The sequence below is a fragment of the Aeromonas sp. CA23 genome (genome assembly GCF_002587065.1).
Lineage (GTDB): Bacteria > Pseudomonadota > Gammaproteobacteria > Enterobacterales > Aeromonadaceae > Aeromonas > Aeromonas bestiarum.
The window spans coordinates 994,109-1,013,124 of record NZ_CP023818.1 but is presented as its reverse complement, the minus strand read 5'-3'; the positions used below and the strand labels follow the sequence as shown (position 1 = coordinate 1,013,124).

Here is a 19,016-nt window from a genome sequence, read left to right as displayed (position 1 = left end):
CTCCCGCTCTCCTTTTTCCCTGCACATTGCTCCTAGCATATCTCTAGAATACCGGTCCGTTATGGAACTCTTGTCTCTGGTTTACCGCCAATATCGTTGGCCCTTCATCGCCATTACCCTGCTCAGCCTGCTCAGCGCAGTGAGCGGGATCGGCGTCATTGCCTTTATCAATCACTCTCTCGTCGAATCCGTCGGCGATCCGCTGCCGGTACTTGGCCAACTGCTTGGCTTGATCCTGTTGCTGCTGGTGATCACACTCGGCTCTCAATTGGCCCTGACCACACTCGGTCATCATTTTGTCTACCGGTTGCGGGGCCGTCTGCTCAAGCAGTTGCTGGATACCGATGTCGCCCGCATTCGCCAGCTTGGCCAGGGGCCGCTGCTGGCGTCCCTCTCCAGCGACATAGGCCAGATCACCATCGCCTTCGTGCGCCTGCCCGAGCTGGTGCAGGGGCTGGTGCTCACCCTGGGCTCGGCCCTCTATCTCGGCTGGCTCTCGCCGGCCCTGCTCGGCGTCACCGCCCTCTGGGTCACCGTCACCATGGTGGTGGGCTGGCTGCTGGTGAACCGCGTCTATCACCACCTGTCCCATATGCGTCAGGCCGAGGACAGGCTCTACCAGAACTATCAGGCCATCATAGCTGGCAGCAAGGAGCTGGCGCTCAACCGCGAGCGGGCTCACTTCGTCTACCACCAGCTCTATGAACAGAACGCCCGTGACTATCGCCAGCAGATCATCCGCGCCGACACCTATCACCTGAGCGCGGTGAACTGGTCGAATATCATGATGCTGGGGGCCATAGGCCTGGTCTTCTTCCTGGCCAACGGGCTGGGCTGGGCCAACACCAATGTGGCCGCCACCTTTGCGCTGACCCTGCTGTTCCTGCGCACGCCCTTGTTGCAGGGGATTGGCGCCCTCCCGACCCTGCTCTCCGCCCAGGTGGCATTCGACAAGATAGCCGCACTGGCGCTGGCCGAGCCGGATCCCGACTTCCCGCTGCCGCCCGCGCCCCGTGCCTGGCAACGCATCGAGCTGGAGCAGGTGAGCTTTCACTATCAGGGGGAGGGCGGCTTCGCCGTGGGCCCCATCAATCTGGTGATCGAGCGGGGGGAGCAAGTCTTCATCATAGGCGGCAACGGCTCCGGCAAGTCGACCCTGGCCATGCTGCTGACCGGCCTCTATCAGCCGGTGTCTGGCCGGATCCTGCAAGATGGCGAGCCCGTCACGGATCGCAACGCCTATCTGGCGCTCTTCTCCGCCATCTTCACCGACTACCACCTGTTCCAGCACCTGCTGGGGCCCGAGCCCAAGGCTGAGCTGGTGGCTGAGTGGCTGGATCGGTTGCAGATGGGCAGCAAGCTTGCCATCGAGGATGGCTTCATCGCCGATATCGACCTCTCCCAGGGGCAGCGCAAGCGGGTCGCCCTGCTGCTGGCGCTGGCCGAGCAGCGTGAGGTGATGCTGTTTGACGAGTGGGCCGCGGATCAGGATCCCCAGTTCCGCCGCATCTTCTATCAGCTGCTGCTGCCGCGCCTCAAGGCGATGGGCAAGACGGTGATCGCCATCAGCCACGACGATCACTACTTCGCGCTTGCCGATCGCCTGCTGGAGATGCGCCAGGGTCAGCTCACCGAACTGACCGGCGAACGACGCGAGCAGGTCAGCCGGGATGCCGTAGCCCATCTGGATTGCGAGGTGCCGGCTTGATGCCGGCACCGATGAGATTGGCATCAGGCCAGCACAGGAATTGCTTATGTTTGAGATGAAAGCCGCCAGCTTCGCGGTAAACGACCGCCAGCTGCTGCACCCAACGGACCTGCGTTTCGAGCAGGGCCGGGTCTATGGCCTCATAGGCCACAACGGCTCGGGAAAATCCACCCTGCTCAAGCTGCTGGCGCGCCAGCAGCCCCTGAGTGACGGCGAGATCCTGTTCGATGACAAGCCGCTGCAGGCGTGGGGCAACCGGGACTTCGCCCGTCAGGTGGCCTATCTGCCCCAGCATCTGCCGAGCGCCGAGAACCTGCTCGGGCGCGAGCTGGTGGAGATGGGTCGCTATCCCTGGCGCGGTCTGCTGGGCCGCATGGGGGAGGAGGATCAGCGTCAGGTCGAGCGGGCCATCGCCCTCACTCATACCGAAAGCTTCGCCGACCGGCTGGTGGATACCCTCTCAGGTGGTGAGCGAGGACGGGTCTGGCTGGCCATGCTGCTGGCGCAGGAGAGCCGCTTCATCCTGCTGGACGAGCCGCTGGCCGCGCTGGACGTGGCCCATCAGGTGGAGGTGCTGACTCTGGTCAGGCAGCTCAGCCGTCAGCTCAACCTCGGGGTCATCATAGTCATTCACGACATCAACATGGCCTCCCGCTTCTGCGATCGGCTGGTGGCGCTGCACTCGGGCCGCCTGCTCACCCATGGCGAGCCAGATCGGATCATGACCAGCGAGACCCTGCACGCCATCTATGGCATCCCGATGGAGGTCATTCGTCACCCGGCCCATGACCACGCCATCGCCATCGTTTAGATAAGGCTTGTTATCCCGATGAGTTTATTAAAGAAAGCTGGCTGGTTCTGCTGCCTCCTGGCTCCGTTTATGTTGCAGGCCGAGCCAGCGATGCCTGCCGCTGCAGACTTCCCTCAAGCCGATGCTGTGAAGTCGGTACCCCGCATCGCCACAGTCGACTGGACCGTAGCCGAAACCCTGCTGGCGCTGGGGGTGACCCCGCTGGCGGTGGGGGATGTCAGCTCCTACCGCGCCTGGGTCGGCGAGCCGCTGCTGCCGGCCGAGGTGGTGGATATAGGCCTGCGGGCCCAGCCCAACCGCGAGCTGCTGGCCGAGTTGAAACCCGATCGCATCCTCATCTCCCCGCTGGCGACGCCGCTGGCACCGACCTTGTCCCGCATCGCACCCGTGCAGTCAATCGCTCTCTATGATCCGCAAACCGATCTGTGGCAGCGGCTCCATGAGGCGACCCTGACCATAGCGGCGCTGGTGAACAAAACGGCCGAGGCCGAGAGGCTGCTGGCCGGGCTGGATCGGGATCTGGCGCAGATGCGGACCGAGTTGCCAGCGGATCTGCCGCCCCTGCTGGTGGTGCAGTTCATCGATGAGCGCCATGTGCGGGTGTTCGGCCGCCACAGCCTGTTCGAGGCCGTGATGCAGCGACTCGGCCTGCGCAATGCCTGGCAGGGGGAGACCAATGCCTGGGGTTTCTCGGTGGCCAGCATAGAGCAGTTCATGGCGCTGCCAGCCGCGCGGCTGGTGGTGGTGGATCCCATCCCCGTCGGGGTGAGCGAGCGGCTGCAGGAGCCCGGCCTGTGGCAGCATCTGCCGCTGGTGCAGCAGGCACCTGTGCTGCATCTGCCCGCAGTCTGGAGCTTCGGTGGCGTGCTCGCCGCCCGCCGCTTCGCCAGCCTGCTCAACGAGGCATTGCAGCAGGATGCCAGGGGAGATAGCCAATGAAACACATATTCCCATCCCCGCTGCTGCGGCCGGCCTTGATCCTGTTGGGGCTGACTCTTTCGCTCGCTGGCTGGGATCTGGCCCGCCAGGTGCCGGGCGCGCTCTGGTGGCAAACCCTCTTCTCGCCCAATCTGGATGATGTCCGCCAGGCCGTGGTGCACTTCAGCTGGTTGCCCCGGCTGATGGTGACCCTGCTGGCCGGAGCTGCCCTCGGTCTGGCCGGCACCCTGATGCAGCAGGTGCTGCGCAACCCGCTCGCCTCGCCGACCACCTTGGGGGTGGCCTCCGGCGCCCAGCTGGCGCTGATGATGGTGACCCTGTTTGCCCCCTCCTGGCTGCTGCTGGGGCGGGAGTGGATCGCCATGGCCGGTGGCAGCCTCGCCATGGCGCTGGTGTTCGCCCTGGCCTGGCGCCGTCAGCTCAATCCTGTGGTCATCGTATTCGCGGGACTGGTGATCAACCTCTACCTCGCTGCCATCAGCATGGGGCTGCTGCTGTTTTTTCAGGAGGAGCTGAAGGGACTGCTGGTGTGGGGCAGTGGCTCCTTGGCCCAGAACAGCTGGAGCGGAGTGAGCTACCTGCTGCCACGGCTGCTGGTGGCGGGTGGGCTGGCGGCTGTGCTGGTGCGCCCGCTGGCGGTGCTGGAGCTGGATGATGCCAGCGCCCGCGGCCTGGGTGTTTCCTTGCTGCAGCTGCGACTGGCCGGACTCGGGCTGGCGGTGTTCGTCACCGCCTGCGTGGTGAGCGTGGTGGGGCTGATCGGTTTCATCGGGCTGGCGGCGCCGGCCATGGTGCGGCTGCTGGGGATCCGTCGACTCGGCCAACGGCTGTTGTGGGGGCCAATCCTGGGGGCTCTGCTGCTGACGGCCACCGATCTGCTGCTGCAGACCCTGAGCAACGTCTGGCCCGTGCTGATCCCGACCGGTGCCATGACGGCATTGCTGGGGGCGCCGCTGCTGCTCTGGCTGATCCCGCGGCTGGCCCTGAAGTCCGGCGCGCCTAAGGGGGCAAGCGGCCTGTCGGTCGCACGGCATCCGGCCCCGACTCGGCTGCTCACCTTACTGCTGCTCGGCCTGGGGCTCGCCATCATAGGCTCCCTGCTGGTCGGGCAGGGGATGGCTGGCTGGAGCTGGCCGAGCTGGCTCAGGTGGCAGGCCCAGCTGGAGTGGCGGCTGCCGCGCACCCTGGCGGCCGGTGCCGCCGGCGTCTTGCTGGCGCTGGCGGGCACCCTGCTGCAGCGGGTCAGCAACAACCCCATGGCGAGCCCTGAGCTGCTGGGGGTGAGCGGCGGTACCTTTATGGGGGTGATAGCGACGGCCTTGCTGCTGCCGGCTTTGCCGCTGCCCATTATGCTGTTGGGCGGCCTGCTTGGCGCCTTCGCTTGTCTCTTGCTGCTGGTGCTGGTCAACCGCAAGCACGGCTTCCAGCCGGAGCGGATCCTGCTGTCCGGCATCGCCATCACGGCGCTGTTCGAGCCGCTGCAGGCCATAGCGCTGGCCAACGGCGACATGCGGGTGCAGCAGCTGCTCTCCTGGATGTCCGGCTCCACCTATTACGTCACCCTGCCGGTGGCTTATGGGCTGGTGGCACTGGCGGTATTGATGCTGGCAGCCTGCCTGCTCATCAGCCGCTGGCTCGATCTGCTGCCGATGGGGTCGGCGCTGGCGACCGCATTGGGCATTCGCCTCAACCGGGCCCAGCTCGCCATACTGCTGTTGGTGGCCGTGCTCACCGCCAGCGCCACCCTGGTGGTGGGGCCGCTATCCTTCGTCGGTCTGCTGGCCCCGCACATGGCTAAGCTGATGGGACTGGTGCGGGCCCGTTGGCATCTGCTCGGTGCCGCCGCGTCCGGCGCTCTGCTGATGGTGTCGGCGGACTGGATCGGCCAGCAGATCCTGTTCCCGCAGGACGTGCCGGTCGGGCTGGTCTCCACCCTGTTAGGGGGCGCTTACTTCATGTGGTGCCTGCGCCGGCTGTAGGTTTTCGAAGAAAAAACGCACAAAAAAGCCCGGGATGACCCCGGGCTTTTTATTACCTGCCGTGCGGCGTTACTTGCCGATGCAGAAGCTGGAGAAGATGCGGCCCAGCAGATCGTCGGAGCTGAACTCGCCGGTGATCTCGGAGAGGGACTCCTGCGCCAGGCGCAGCTCTTCGGCCACCAGTTCACCGGCGACATAGATTTCCAGCTGATCCCTGGCCACCAGCAACCGCTCGGCGGCGCGCTCCAGCGCGTCCAGGTGACGGCGGCGGGCCATGAAGCCCCCTTCTGTGTTGCCCTGGAAGCCCATGCAGGCTTTCAGGTGCTCGCGCAGGGCGGGCAGCCCCAGCTCTGTCTTGGCGGATATGCGGTAGACGGCATGGCCCAGCTCCTGGCTCGGCGCCAGATCTTCGCCGGTCAGGTCGGCCTTGTTGCGCACGACCGTGAGGCCGATGTTTTTTGGCAACCGATCAACAAATTCCGGCCAGATCTCCCGCGGGTCTATCGCATCTGTCGTTGTGCCATCCACCATGAAGAGCACACGGTCGGCCTGTTCTATCTCGGCCCAGGCGCGCTCTATGCCGATCTTTTCCACCTGATCCTGGGTGTCGCGCAGACCGGCGGTATCTATGATGTGCAGCGGCATGCCATCCAGGTGGATGTGCTCGCGCAGCACGTCGCGGGTGGTGCCGGCTATCTCGGTGACGATGGCGGACTCGCGTCCGGCCAGGGCGTTGAGCAGGCTCGACTTGCCGGCGTTGGGACGACCGGCGATCACCACCTTCATCCCTTCCCGCAGCAGGGCGCCCTGCTTGGCTTCGCCGCGCACGCCATCCAGCTCGTCCATGATGGCGTACAGATCGCCCGCCACCTTGCCGTCGGAGAGAAAATCGATCTCCTCGTCCGGGAAGTCGATGGCGGCTTCCACATAGATGCGCAGCCGGATCAGGCTCTCCACCAGTTGCTGGATTTTGCTGGAGAACTGCCCCTGCAGGGAGTGCATGGCGCTGCGGGCGGCCTGCTCGCTGGAGGCTTCGATCAGATCGGCGATGGCTTCGGCCTGGGCCAGGTCCAGCTTGTCGTTCATGAAGGCGCGCTCGCTGAACTCGCCGGGACGGGCAGGGCGCAACCCCTTTATCTGCAGAATACGGCGCACCAGCATGTCCATGATGACGGGACCGCCGTGACCCTGCAGCTCCAGCACATCTTCGCCGGTGAAGCTGTTGGGGGCCTTGAACAGCAGGGCTATGCCCTGATCCAGCGGTTGGCCTTGCTCATCCTTGAACGGCAGATATTCGGCGTAGCGCACCCGGGGGCGCTTGCCGAGCACTATCTCGGCGACCTGTTCGGCGGCGGGGCCTGAGACCCGGACTATGCCAACGCCGCCACGGCCGGGCGCGGTGGCCTGGGCCACGATCGTATCTGTTGTCATCTTGCTTGGCTCATTTGCTCGGTAATTGGGGGACATTGTAATAAAAAAGGCGGCCCCAAGGCCGCCTCTTTTGTCATCAGGGGGAAGATTAGCTGCGGGTGTGCAGGCCTTTCTTCTCCAGCTGACGATAGATGATGGTCTGCTGGGTAATGGAGATGACGTTGCTCACCAACCAGTACAGAGTCAGGCCAGCCGGGAACCAGAGGAACATGAAGGTGAAGATGATCGGCATGAACTGCATCACCTTCTGCTGCATCGGGTCTGTCACCGTGGTCGGGCTCATCTTCTGCAGATACCACATGGAAGCACCCATGAGGATTGGCAGCACGAAGAAGGGGTCCTTCACCGACAGGTCGGTGATCCACAGGGTGAACGGCGCGTGACGCAGCTCAACGGATTCCATCAGGGCCCAGTACAGGGCGATGAAGATCGGCATCTGGACCAGAATAGGCAGACAGCCACCCAGCGGGTTGACCTTCTCCTTCTTGTACAGCTCCATCATGCCCTGAGACATCTTCTGGCGATCGTCGCCGAAGCGCTCACGCAGTGCGGCCAGCTTGGGCTGCAGCATGCGCATCTTGGCCATGGAGGTGTACTGGGCCTTGGTCAGCGGGAACATGATGCCGCGTACCAGCAGGGTCAGCATTATGATGGCCAGACCCCAGTTCTGGACGAAACCGTGGAACACGGTCAGCAACCAGTGCAGCGGTTGGGCGATGAACCAGAGCCAGCCGTAGTCGACGGTCAGGTCGAGGTGGTTTGCCACCTTGGCCATCTGGTCTTGCAGCTTGGGACCGACCCACAGCTTGCTGGTCACTTCGGCCTGCTGGCCGGCAGCCACGTCTACCAGCGGCGCCTTGTAGCCTATGATGGCCTGGTCTTTACCAGGGATCACGCGGCTGTAGAAGCTGTTGGTATCGTCGGCATTCGGTGCCCAGGCAGAGACGAAGTAGTGTTGCAGCATGGCGACCCAACCACCCTTGGTGGTCTTGTTCAGGTCGGCATCCTTCATCTCGTCGAAGGTGTACTTCTTGTAGCGGCTCTCTTCGCTGGAGAAGGCGCCACCACGGTAAGCACTGGCTACCATGGCGTGACCTTCCTGATCCTTGGGCGTGGTCACGGTCTGCTTCAGCTGACCGTAGAACTGCACCTGGACCGGCTCGGCGGATTTGTTGTCGATCTTGTAATCGACGCCAATCGCATAGTCACCGCGCTTGAGCACGAACTCTTTGGTGAAGACCACACCCTTGCTGTCGGTCCAGGTCATCGGTACGACGACTTGATCCTGACCATCGGCCAGCTGGTAGCTGGTCTGGGTGGCGTCATAGGTGGGACGACCCTGGGCCTGGCTGTCAGGACCATCGCGACCCACCAGGCCGCTCTGGGCGACATAGAGGCGGTCAGGTTGACTGGTCAGCAGTACGAAGGATTGATCCTTGCCTTCTTCCAGCTTGTGGGCCAGCAGCTCGGCAGAAACGATGTCACCGCCCTGGGTGTCCAGGGTCAGCTTGAGCACGTCGGAGGAGACTGTGATCAGCTTGCGTGCGGCGTTCGCGTTGGCTTGCTCGGAAACCTGAGGAATATCACCGGTCTGACCGGCTTCAGGTACGAAATGTTCGGTTTGGGCCACGGTAGTCGGGGCCGGCTTCGGAGCCTTGTCAGACTCCCACTGTTGCCAGAGCAGAAAGCTCACGAACAGCAAACCGATCAGGATGAGATTGCGTTGTGATTCCATAGTCTTCAGTTTCTTCGCTTTGGTTGCGGAACCGGGTCATAACCACCCTCGGATAAGGGATGGCATTTTAATAGACGTTTGCTGGCTAACCAAACGCCTTTTATGAAACCGTGAAGTCGGATTGCTTCTATCGCAAATTGGGAACAAGTTGGCGTGAAACGGCAGCGCGGCCCGAGCAGAGGGCTAATGATTAGCTGATACAGGCGTATCAGTTTGACAGCTACCCATTGCAACGGCGTGACAGAGTGCGCCATAGCTTTTCCAGTAACTTGAACAGCTCCTCGTTATCCATCTCTTTGACGCCGCCCTTGGCGATCACGACTATGTCGATAGCGGGCAGGTTGGCTTGATTGAGACGGAAACTTTCCCGGACCACTCGTTTGACACGATTACGCCAGACGGCACGCTTGAGTGCTTTTTTGGGCACAGCGAGGCCAAGACGGGGATGTTCGAGGGTATTGGGACAGGCGAGAAGAGTAATTTGCGGAGAAGCGGCCCGGACAGGCTCGGCGAAAACGCGTTTGAAGTGTTCGGGAGTTAACAGACGTAACTCCCGAGAGAAGGTGTGCGGCGTTGGCATTAAACTACCAGACGGGCACGACCCTTGGCACGACGAGCGGCCAGAACTTTACGACCGTTGGCAGTTGCCATGCGGGCGCGGAAACCGTGAGAGCGCTTGCGCTTCAGGTTGGACGGTTGAAAAGTACGTTTCATGATTCGATTCCGTATTTCTGTACAGTTTTGATTGTCACACTTAGCCGACGCGCCAGCTATAGCGTGTGACGACTAGCAAAAGAGGCCGAATTCTAAACAGAGTTCGGCTTTTAGTCAATCCGCCGTTCCCTCTCATCTTGCCCTGACTCATAAAGAAGCAGGAGAAGCTGGCAGGATCCGGAGGATCAAGGGCTCCGGATTATACTGGCAACCCGGGGTTAAACAAGGATCCTCCAATAAAAAAGGCGGCAAGGCCGCCAAAGAGAGAGCTATTTAAGCACTTTTCGCAAGAACTCCCGGGTACGGGGATCCTTGGGATCGACCAATATCTGATCCGGCGGGCCCTGTTCCACGATCCGGCCCCCCTCCATGAAGATCACCCGATCAGCAACATCACGAGCAAATTCAATCTCATGGGTCACCACCACCATGGTCTGGTGCTGGCGAGCGAGCTCCTTCATCAGCCCAAGTACCTCGTCGACCCACTCGGGATCCAGGGCCGAGGTGGGCTCATCGAACAGAATGACCTTGGAGTGAGCCGCCATGGCGCGGCCTATGCCGACCCGCTGCTGCTGGCCGCCGGAGAGGGACGCCGGGTAGGCATCCTGCTTGTCGGCAAGCCCTATGTCCTTGAGGATACCGAGGGCAGTGGCGCGGGCCTCGGCTTTTGGCTGCTTCCAGACGGTGATCAGCCCCTCGGCTATGTTGTCCAGCGCCGTCTTGTTGGCGAACAGGGCATAGTTCTGGAACACGAAGGAGGCGCGCTTGCGCAGCTCGATCGCCTGCTGCTCGCTGGCGTTGGCCAGGTCCAGCTGCAGGTCGTCGATGGCAAGGGTACCTGCATCCGGGGTCTCCAGCAGGTTGAGGCAGCGCAGCAGGGTCGACTTGCCGGTGCCGGAGGGGCCTATGATGACCACTATCTCCCCCTTTCTGACCTCCAGATCTATGCTGTTGAGCACCTTGTTGCCGTGAAATGCCTTGGAGAGGCCGGTTAATTTGATCATCGCAGACCTCCCTTAATAGGCTCGGTTCAGGTGAATTTCCAGCAGGTGCTGCAAGCGGGTGAAGATGATGACCACCACCCAGTAGACCAGGGCCACCGCCATGAAGCTCTCGAAGAACTTGAAGGAGGAGGAGGCTTCCATCTGCGCCTTGCCCATGATCTCGGCCACCCCCAGGGTGAAGGCCAGCGAGGTGCTCTTGATCATGTCGATGAAGTAGTTCATCAGCGACGGGGTCGCGATGCGGGCCGCCTGCGGCAAGATGATCCGCTGCATCGCCTGGTAACGGCTCATGCCGATACTGAGCGCCGCTTCCATCTGGCTCTTGTGGATGCCCAGAATGGCGGCGCGGATCGACTCGGCCATGTAGGCCGCGAAGTGCAGGGTCAGGCCGACGATGGCGGCGGTAAAGGCATCCATCCCCACGAAGACGGGGAACAGTTGCGGCAGTCCGTAGTAGAGCAGGAACAGCTGGACGAGCAGGGGAGTACCTCGAAAGAACGAGATATAGAGCATCGCCAGCCAGTGGATCACGGGGACGCGAAACACCCGCACTATCGCCAGGGCCAGCGACAGTACGAGTGCCAATACGAATCCCCACAGAGCCATTTCCATCGTGGTGCCCAGGTATTTGAGCAGGATGGGAAACAGCCCTAGCGTGTACTCGAGGTCAAATTCCATCATTTATTTGTCGGTGATGTCGGAAGCGAACCATTTCTCGGAGATTTGACGCAGGGAGCCATCCTTGCGCATGGCGGTCAGGGCGTCGTCGACCTTCTTCAGTACGGCCTGTTTCTCCGGCGTCTTCAGGAAGGGCAGGGCGTTCTCGATGGTCTCGAACGGTGCGCCTGCCTGTTGCAGCGGCAGCTTGGATTCCTTGATCAGCTGGGCGGTGGAGACGCGGTCCATCACGAAGGCGTCGATGCGACCCAGGGCGACATCCTGCTCGAAGCTGGAGTCGTAGGTGCGGATGTCGATCTTCTTGTTCGGGTCGTTCTTGCGCAGCAGCTCTTCGAAGTTGGAGCCGAGGTTGACCGCGACCTTCTTGCCTTCCAGATCCTTGATGCCGTGGATGGTGCTGTTGCCCTTGCGGACCACTATCTGGGCGCCGTCATAGACATAGGGCTGGGAGAAGGCGTACTTGGCCTTGCGCTCGTCGGTGATGGTGATCTGGTTGGAGATGGTATCGACCCGGCCGGTTTCCAGCATGCCGAACAGGCCGGAGAAGCTGGCGGTCACGAACTCGACCTTGTAGCCGGTGCGCTCACCGATCTGGTTCCACATATCCACCTCGAAGCCCTGCAGCTTGTCCTGCTTGACGAAGGTGAACGGGAAATACTTGCCGGACATGCCGACCTTAATGGTTTCCTGGGCTATGGCTTGACCGGACAGGGCTGCCAGCAGAATGGCAGCACCGGAGACCAGCTTGATGGATGATGTCATGGGGATTCCTCTCTCTGTTGTTCTGTATTTTTAGTTGTAATCACTGGATTTGCGCTGATGTTATTGGAATAAAAGCCAAAGAATAAATGATATTTGGTTATATAAAATAACCGGTTCAGGTCTGGATCTTTGGTGCCATCCAGGATGGATCAGGCTGTGGGTAACTTTGGGGATGAAATCAGATCCAGCGGTGCTGGATCCTTGAAAGTCAAGGATCTTATTTGCCGGATCCGCAAGGTGGCGGCTAGAGATCCAGCCGCTAAAAACGTAGAATAGCCGGTCTTTAGTTAATCAATTGACGGGAGTTTAGAGTGACTGCTTCGCTATGGCAGCAGTGCCTTAACCGGCTGCAAGATGAGTTGCCCTCGGCAGAATTCAGCATGTGGATCCGGCCGCTTCAAGCGGAGTTGAGTGACAATACTCTGACCCTGTATGCACCGAATCGCTTTGTTCTGGACTGGGTACGAGACAAGTATCTCATCCGGGTTAACGGCATCATCAATGAACTCTGTGGGGTCGATGGCCCCACCCTGCGTTTTGATATAGGTAATCGTCCTCATCCCGTCGCGGTCGCAAGAGCGCCGGCGCGTGGTGCTGCGCCTGTGAATAACTTGCAGAAGAGCTGGGAAAGCAAGGCTGAAGCCAAGCCTGAGCCGAACCACAAAAGCAACACCAACGTGAACTATACCTTCGAGAACTTCGTCGAGGGTAAGTCCAACCAGTTGGCCCGCGCGGCTGCCCGTCAGGTAGCCGACAACCCGGGTGGCGCTTACAACCCGCTGTTCCTCTATGGCGGCACCGGCCTGGGCAAGACCCACCTGCTGCACGCCGTTGGCAACGCCATCAAGGAGCGCAAGAAGGACGCCAAAGTCATCTACATGCACTCCGAGCGGTTTGTGCAGGACATGGTGAAGGCGCTGCAGAATAACGCCATTGAAGAGTTCAAGCGTTATTACCGTAGCGTCGATGCCCTGCTCATCGATGACATCCAGTTCTTCGCCAACAAGGAGCGCTCCCAGGAGGAGTTCTTCCACACCTTCAACGCGCTGCTCGAAGGCAACCAGCAGATCATCCTGACCTCGGATCGCTATCCGAAGGAGATCAATGGTGTCGAGGATCGCCTCAAGTCCCGCTTCGGCTGGGGCCTGACGGTGGCGATCGAGCCGCCGGAGCTGGAGACCCGCGTCGCCATCCTGATGCGCAAGGCGGATGAGAACCAGATCCACCTGCCAGACGAAGTGGCCTTCTTCATCGCCAAGCGTCTGCGATCCAACGTCCGTGAACTGGAAGGCGCCCTCAACCGGGTGATCGCCAACGCCAACTTCACCGGTCGTGCCATCAACATAGATTTCGTGCGCGAAGCGCTGCGGGACTTGCTGGCGCTGCAGGAGAAGCTGGTCACCATAGACAACATCCAGAAGACGGTGGCGGAGTATTACAAGATCAAGCTGGCGGATCTGCTGTCCAAACGCCGCTCACGCTCCGTTGCCCGTCCACGTCAGCTGGCGATGGCACTGGCCAAGGAGCTGACCAACCACAGTTTGCCTGAGATTGGTGATGCCTTTGGTGGCCGTGACCACACTACCGTTCTTCATGCCTGCCGCAAGATAGAGCAGCTGAAGGAGGAGAGCCACGACATCAAGGAAGATTATTCCAACCTGATCCGAACCCTTTCCTCCTGATAACAACGGTGAGTGGACAGATGCAGCGCGAATATTCCAACCTGATTCGAATCCTTTCGTCCCGATAACAACGGAGAGCACAGATGCAGCTCGAAATTAGCCGTGAGGCCCTGTTACGTCCTCTGCAACTGGTGTCCGGTGCCCTGGGTGGCCGGCCGACCCTGCCGATCCTCGGCAATGTCCTGCTTGATGTCAGCCAGGGTCTGCTGTCTCTGACCGGCACCGACCTGGAAGTTGAGATGATAGGTCAGGTCTATCTCAATAATGAGAGCCAGGATGGCCGCACCACAGTGCCGGCGCGCAAGCTGCTGGATATCTGCCGCGGCTTGCCGGAAGGGGCGGACATCCGCCTCAACACCGAAGGCGAGCGCCTGATCATCCGCTCCGGTCGTTCCCGTTTCAACCTGTCGACCCTGCCGGCGACCGAATACCCGAATATCGAGGATTGGGAATCCGTGCTCGAATTCGACATAGGCCAGCTGGAGCTGAAGAAGCTGATCGATGCCACCCAGTTCTCCATGGCCAGCCAGGACGTGCGTTACTACCTGAACGGCATGCTGTTCGAGAGCGAGGGCCACGGCCTGCGTACCGTGGCGACCGACGGTCACCGTCTGGCGACCTGCCGTCGCGAGGTAGTGGAAGAATCGCTGCCCGATCATCAGGTTATCCTGCCCCGTAAAGGTGTGCTTGAGCTGGTGCGCCTGCTGGAAGCGGAAGACAAGCCGGTACGGCTGCAGATCGGTCGCAGCAACCTGCGCGCGGCGCTGGACGGCTTCATCTTCACCTCCAAGCTGGTGGATGGCCGCTTCCCGGATTGGCGTCGGGTTATCCCGCGCAACAGCGACAAGGCCCTGATCGCCGGTCGTGAGGATCTGCGTCAGGCGTTTGCCCGCGCGGCCATCCTCTCCAACGAGAAATTCCGTGGGGTGCGTCTCAATCTGCAGGAAAACCTGCTGCGCATTACCGCCAACAACCCGGAACAGGAAGAAGCCGAAGAGCTGCTTGACGTACAATACGAGGCCAGCGAGATGGAGATAGGTTTCAACGTCTCTTATGTGCTGGACGTGCTGAATACGTTAAAATGTGACCAAATCCGGATTAGCCTGAGCGATTCCATCAGCAGTGCCATTATTGAGGATTTTGATCATCAGGATGCTCAGTACGTGGTGATGCCGATGCGGATCTAGTCGTGGCCCTGGTCAAACTCCAGCTCAGCGACTTTCGCAATATCCAGCAGGCCAGTCTCAAGCTGTCCCCCGGCCTCAACATCCTGGTCGGGTGCAATGGCAGCGGCAAGACCAGCGTGCTGGAAGCCATTCACTACCTTGGTCTCGGTCGCTCCTTTCGTACTCACCTGACCGGGCGGGTCATCCGCCAGGGGGAGCGGGCCTTTACCCTGTTTGCCCAGTGCGAACTGGAGGGGCGTCAGGTGCCCATCGGTCTCGCCAAGGACAAGAGTGGCGAGACCCAGCTCAAGATCGCCGGGGCCCAGGCCCAGCGACTGGCCGATCTGGCCGAGCTGTTGCCGGTGCAGTTGATCCATCCCGATGGCTTCAACCTGCTGACGGGCGGGCCCCAGGCTCGCCGGGCCTGGCTGGATTGGGGCGTCTTCCATCAGGAACCGACCTTTTTCTCCCTGTGGGGACGAGTGCGGCGTCTGCTGAAACAGCGCAATGCGCTGCTGCGCCAGAGCACCCAGTATCGCCAGCTGGCGTTCTGGGATCAGGAGCTGGTGCGGCTCGGGGGTGAACTGGCCGAGCTTCGCGCCAGTTATTGTCAGGCCATTACGCCCCTGATCAAGGAGATGACGGCAGATTTTCTGCCGGAATTCGACATCAGTCTCGGTTTCTATCGGGGCTGGGAGAAAGAGACTCCCCTCGGCGACTTGCTGGAGGCGGGGTTTGAGCGGGATCGTTCGCTGGGTTACACAGGGGTAGGCCCACAGAAGGCCGATGTGCGACTCAAGGCGAATGGTGTGCCCGCTCAGGATATTTTGTCCAGGGGTCAGCTGAAGTTGTTGGTCTGTGCCATGCGACTGGCCCAAGGGCTCTATTTGAATCAACATAGCAGCCGTGGCTGTATTTTTTTAATTGACGATTTTGCCTCTGAACTGGATGTCGACAAGCGCCGCTTACTGGCCGCAAGGCTGAAGCAGTGTGCGTCCCAGGTGTTTATCACCGCCATCGATACCGGTCAGCTCGCAGACATGATGGATGCGAATGACTGCAAGTTGTTCCACGTGGAACAAGGCAAGATCTCCGAAACGTTAGAGAAGGCAGAGAGTAAGCTATGAGTGAAAATACTTACGACTCCTCGAATATCAAGGTACTGAAGGGCCTGGATGCGGTCCGCAAGCGCCCGGGGATGTACATCGGCGATACGGATGATGGCTCAGGTCTGCACCACATGGTGTTTGAGGTCGTCGATAACTCCATTGACGAGGCTCTTGCTGGCTACTGCTCCGATATTCTGGTCAAGATCCATTCCGACGGTTCCGTCTCCGTGCGTGACAATGGCCGGGGTATCCCGGTAGACATGCACGAGGAGGAGGGCCGCTCCGCCGCAGAGGTCATCATGACCGTACTGCACGCCGGCGGCAAGTTCGATGACAACTCCTACAAGGTGTCCGGCGGCCTGCACGGCGTGGGCGTCTCAGTGGTTAACGCCCTCTCTGACAAGCTGTTGCTGACCATACGTCGCAACGGCCATGTCTACGAGCAGACCTATCACCTGGGTGAGCCGCAGGCGCCGCTCAAGCAGATTGGCGACAGCAGCAGCGGCACGGGTACCGAGGTGCGCTTCTGGCCGAGCCCGACCATCTTTACCGATACCCTGTATCACTACGAGATCCTGGCCAAGCGTCTGCGCGAGCTCTCCTTCCTCAACTCCGGTGTCTCCATCCGTCTGCAGGACGAGCGGGATGGCCGTGAGGTGCATTTCTGCTACGAGGGCGGTATCAAGGCGTTCGTTGAATACCTGAACCAGAACAAGACCCCGATCCATCCCAAGGTGTTCCACTTCTCCACAGAGCAGGACGGCATCGGTGTCGAAGTCGCCATGCAGTGGAACGATGCCTATCAGGAAGGGGTTTACTGCTTCACCAACAACATCCCGCAGCGGGATGGTGGTACTCACCTGGTGGGTTTCCGCACCGCGCTGACCCGTACCCTCAACACCTATATGGACAAAGAGGATTACAGCAAGAAGGCCAAGTCGGCCGCCAGTGGCGACGACGTGCGTGAAGGTCTGATTGCGGTCATCTCGGTCAAGGTGCCGGATCCCAAGTTCTCTTCCCAGACCAAGGACAAGCTGGTCTCTTCCGAAGTGAAGACCGCCGTTGAACAGGCGATGGGTGAGAAGCTCGGCGAGTTCCTGCTGGAAAACCCAGGCGATGCCAAGATAGTGGTCAACAAGATCATCGATGCGGCCCGTGCCCGTGAAGCGGCCCGCAAGGCGCGCGAGCTGACCCGCCGCAAGGGTGCGCTGGACATCGCCGGCCTGCCAGGCAAGCTGGCAGACTGCCAGGAGAAAGACCCGGCCCTCTCCGAACTCTACATAGTGGAAGGGGACTCTGCTGGCGGCTCCGCCAAGCAGGGTCGCAACCGCAAGAACCAGGCCATACTGCCGCTCAAGGGCAAGATCCTGAACGTGGAGAAGGCCCGTTTCGACAAGATGATCTCCTCGCAAGAGGTGGGCACCCTGATCACGGCCCTGGGCTGCGGCATAGGTCGTGACGAGTACAACCCGGACAAGCTGCGCTACCACAACATCATCATCATGACGGATGCGGACGTCGATGGTGCGCACATCCGTACCCTGTTGCTGACCTTCTTCTATCGTCAGATGCCGGAGATTATCGAGCGTGGCTACATCTACATAGCCCAGCCGCCCTTGTACAAGGTCAAGAAGGGCAAGCAGGAGCAGTATCTGAAAGACGAAGATGCGCTGCTGCAGTACCAGACCGCCATGGCGCTGGATGGTGCTACCCTGCACGTCAACGAGTCTGCCCCGGCCATAGGTGGCGAGGCGCTGGAGCGTCTGGTCAACCAGCACCGTGCCGTGTCTCACCTGATCACCCGCATGTCCCGTCGGGCACCGGATGCCGTGTTGACCCAGCTGATCTATCAGCCTGAGTTGAACGAAACCCTGCTGGCCAGCGAGAGCGACCTGCTGGCCTGGTGTCAGGCAATGGAAGCCGTGCTCAACGAGAGCAACCACGGTATCCAGTACCAGATCCAGGTGCGTCGTGATGAAGAGCGCCGCCTGTTTGTGCCGCACGCCGTGGTACGTCAGCACGGGGTCGACCGTGAATACGCGATCAGCTACGACTTCCTGCAGTCCGGTGAGTACCGTCAGCTGGTTTCTCTCGGCAAGGAGATCGCCAACCTGATCGAGGAAGGCGGTTTCATCAAGCGTGGCGAGAAGGTCAAGCCGATTGCCAACTTTGTGGAAGCGGTCGACTGGCTGATGAGCGAAGGCAAGCGGGGCATCTACATCCAGCGCTATAAAGGGCTGGGCGAGATGAACCCGGACCAGCTGTGGGAAACCACCATGGATCCGGAAGCACGTCGCATGCTGCGCGTCACCATAGACGACGCCGTTGGTGCGGACCAGCTCTTCTCCACCCTGATGGGTGATGCGGTCGAGCCTCGTCGTGACTTCATCGAGACCAACGCCCTGCGGGTCGCCAACCTCGACGTCTAATCGACCTAGTCAGTCAGACAGCAAAAAGCCGCTCCTTGTGAGCGGCTTTTTTACATCTGTCGTCAGCGAAATCAGAGCAATTTACTCATGATGACCAGATTGTGAGGAAGTTCAGTTCCATCCTCAGCGATGCGATGACGCAACGCCGGCACTATGTGGTGAATGGTCTGGAAGCCGAGTTTGGTATAGAAAGGCTCGGCTGTCTGGGTACCGAGATTGACCTCGCAAACCCCTTGCTGCATCAGGTACTCAAGCACTGTACTGGCCAGGAGAGTGCCGGTGCCGGCGGGTTGCCCCGGTTGCACGGCCACAGTGCCAATATAGGCATAACGCCGCTCTTCTTTAGTCCAGATAGACCCGGACATTCCACCCTGCAGCTCGCCATGCTCATCGCGCAGCATCAACACAAAGGTCGGTCGGATCTTGAGATCTTGCTCATTGACGGCCTCGACATAGAGCGTCTTGCCAGCCACATGAGTGCCGCATTGCACCCTGAAAATCGCGGTATGGTCGGGGCCTGCAGGCATGTGGACAGCTTCATGCCGATAACCGCGCTCGCCCAGCAGGGCCTGTACTTGCAGGTAAGTGGTGAGTATCACCACCTCATTGATGAGGTGACCCTGTTGCTGCTGTTCCAGGATCCGCTGATCCAGATAATCGAGCGGTGCGGTGAGAAAGCTTGCTTCCGGGTAGTGGACGATCACGTCTGGGTTGAAACCAAACTCCTGCTCGCGCAGTTGCAGCAGGGCGAATAGCGCCAACTGTTTCTCGCTCAGTTCATCAGGGGTGCTGTTGCCTGGTTGGTACAGTTCGAGCGAGCTATGTCGATTGGTCATTGTTTCTCCAGATAATAAGGCCCGAAGATGATA

The 19,016-nt window shown here is 60.5% G+C and carries 17 protein-coding genes; 8 read left to right on the top strand and 9 right to left on the bottom strand.

Annotated features, from left to right (window positions below):
- The first annotated feature begins 61 nt into the window (after positions 1-61).
- Genes CK910_RS04740 through fhuB form a run of 4 tightly spaced genes read left to right on the top strand, consistent with a single transcriptional unit; the run spans position 62 to position 5,437 of the window.
- Positions 62-1,708, top strand: a complete 1,647-nt coding sequence (locus CK910_RS04740; RefSeq protein ID WP_098981236.1) for a multidrug ABC transporter permease/ATP-binding protein — start codon at positions 62-64, stop codon at positions 1,706-1,708.
- Positions 1,709-1,754: 46 nt separating this feature from the next.
- Positions 1,755-2,519: an ATP-binding cassette domain-containing protein gene (locus CK910_RS04735; protein WP_098981233.1), complete on the top strand. Its 765-nt coding sequence runs from the start codon at positions 1,755-1,757 to the stop codon at positions 2,517-2,519.
- A gap of 18 nt (positions 2,520-2,537) precedes the next feature.
- Entirely contained in the window at positions 2,538-3,458 is a 921-nt protein-coding gene (locus CK910_RS04730; protein WP_098981231.1) for an ABC transporter substrate-binding protein, read from the top strand.
- Positions 3,455-5,437: a Fe(3+)-hydroxamate ABC transporter permease FhuB gene (gene fhuB, locus CK910_RS04725; protein WP_098981228.1), complete on the top strand. Its 1,983-nt coding sequence runs from the start codon at positions 3,455-3,457 to the stop codon at positions 5,435-5,437. Before CK910_RS04730 ends, fhuB begins: the two co-directional genes overlap by 4 nt.
- Positions 5,438-5,506: 69 nt before the next feature.
- On the opposite strand, the gene mnmE is transcribed toward fhuB, so the two are convergent.
- From mnmE to CK910_RS04685, 8 genes are all read right to left on the bottom strand, one after another.
- Positions 5,507-6,868, bottom strand: a complete 1,362-nt coding sequence (gene mnmE, locus CK910_RS04720; protein ID WP_098981225.1) for a tRNA uridine-5-carboxymethylaminomethyl(34) synthesis GTPase MnmE — start codon at positions 6,866-6,868, stop codon at positions 5,507-5,509.
- Between the two features lie 88 nt (positions 6,869-6,956).
- Complete coding sequence (yidC, locus tag CK910_RS04715) at positions 6,957-8,603, bottom strand: membrane protein insertase YidC (RefSeq protein ID WP_043557329.1); 1,647 nt, start codon at positions 8,601-8,603, stop codon at positions 6,957-6,959.
- A gap of 5 nt (positions 8,604-8,608) precedes the next feature.
- Positions 8,609-8,857 carry a membrane protein insertion efficiency factor YidD gene (yidD, locus tag CK910_RS04710; protein ID WP_010635605.1) on the bottom strand — a complete coding sequence of 83 codons (249 nt, stop codon included), beginning with the start codon at positions 8,855-8,857 and terminating at the stop codon, positions 8,609-8,611.
- Positions 8,824-9,183, bottom strand: a complete 360-nt coding sequence (gene rnpA, locus CK910_RS04705; protein ID WP_042037151.1) for a ribonuclease P protein component — start codon at positions 9,181-9,183, stop codon at positions 8,824-8,826. The genes yidD and rnpA overlap by 34 nt, the downstream gene beginning before the upstream one ends.
- Entirely contained in the window at positions 9,183-9,317 is a 135-nt protein-coding gene (rpmH, locus tag CK910_RS04700) for a 50S ribosomal protein L34 (RefSeq protein WP_005307156.1), read from the bottom strand. Before rpmH ends, rnpA begins: the two co-directional genes overlap by 1 nt.
- Before the next feature lie 269 nt (positions 9,318-9,586).
- Positions 9,587-10,321, bottom strand: a complete 735-nt coding sequence (locus CK910_RS04695) for an amino acid ABC transporter ATP-binding protein (protein WP_005319551.1) — start codon at positions 10,319-10,321, stop codon at positions 9,587-9,589.
- Positions 10,322-10,333: 12 nt separating this feature from the next.
- Positions 10,334-11,002, bottom strand: a complete 669-nt coding sequence (locus CK910_RS04690) for an amino acid ABC transporter permease (RefSeq protein ID WP_098981222.1) — start codon at positions 11,000-11,002, stop codon at positions 10,334-10,336.
- On the bottom strand, positions 11,003-11,761 hold the full coding sequence (locus CK910_RS04685; protein ID WP_043557335.1) for an amino acid ABC transporter substrate-binding protein: 759 nt from the start codon (positions 11,759-11,761) through the stop codon (positions 11,003-11,005).
- 311 nt (positions 11,762-12,072) lie between these two features.
- Here CK910_RS04685 and dnaA point away from each other — a divergent pair, with 311 nt between their 5' ends.
- From dnaA to gyrB, 4 genes are all read left to right on the top strand, one after another.
- Positions 12,073-13,443 (top strand): chromosomal replication initiator protein DnaA, encoded by a 1,371-nt coding sequence (gene dnaA, locus CK910_RS04680; protein WP_043135284.1) that lies wholly within the window; start codon positions 12,073-12,075, stop codon positions 13,441-13,443.
- A gap of 83 nt (positions 13,444-13,526) precedes the next feature.
- On the top strand, positions 13,527-14,630 hold the full coding sequence (gene dnaN, locus CK910_RS04675) for a DNA polymerase III subunit beta (RefSeq protein WP_098981219.1): 1,104 nt from the start codon (positions 13,527-13,529) through the stop codon (positions 14,628-14,630).
- A 2-nt stretch (positions 14,631-14,632) separates the two neighbouring features.
- Complete coding sequence (gene recF / locus CK910_RS04670) at positions 14,633-15,736, top strand: DNA replication/repair protein RecF (protein ID WP_098981216.1); 1,104 nt, start codon at positions 14,633-14,635, stop codon at positions 15,734-15,736.
- Positions 15,733-18,147 carry a DNA topoisomerase (ATP-hydrolyzing) subunit B gene (gene gyrB / locus CK910_RS04665; protein WP_043135282.1) on the top strand — a complete coding sequence of 805 codons (2,415 nt, stop codon included), beginning with the start codon at positions 15,733-15,735 and terminating at the stop codon, positions 18,145-18,147. The genes recF and gyrB overlap by 4 nt, the downstream gene beginning before the upstream one ends.
- A gap of 71 nt (positions 18,148-18,218) precedes the next feature.
- On the opposite strand, the gene CK910_RS04660 is transcribed toward gyrB, so the two are convergent.
- A complete protein-coding gene (locus CK910_RS04660) occupies positions 18,219-18,983 on the bottom strand; it encodes a GNAT family N-acetyltransferase (protein ID WP_098981214.1) in 765 nt (254 codons plus the stop codon).
- Positions 18,984-19,016 lie beyond the last annotated feature (33 nt).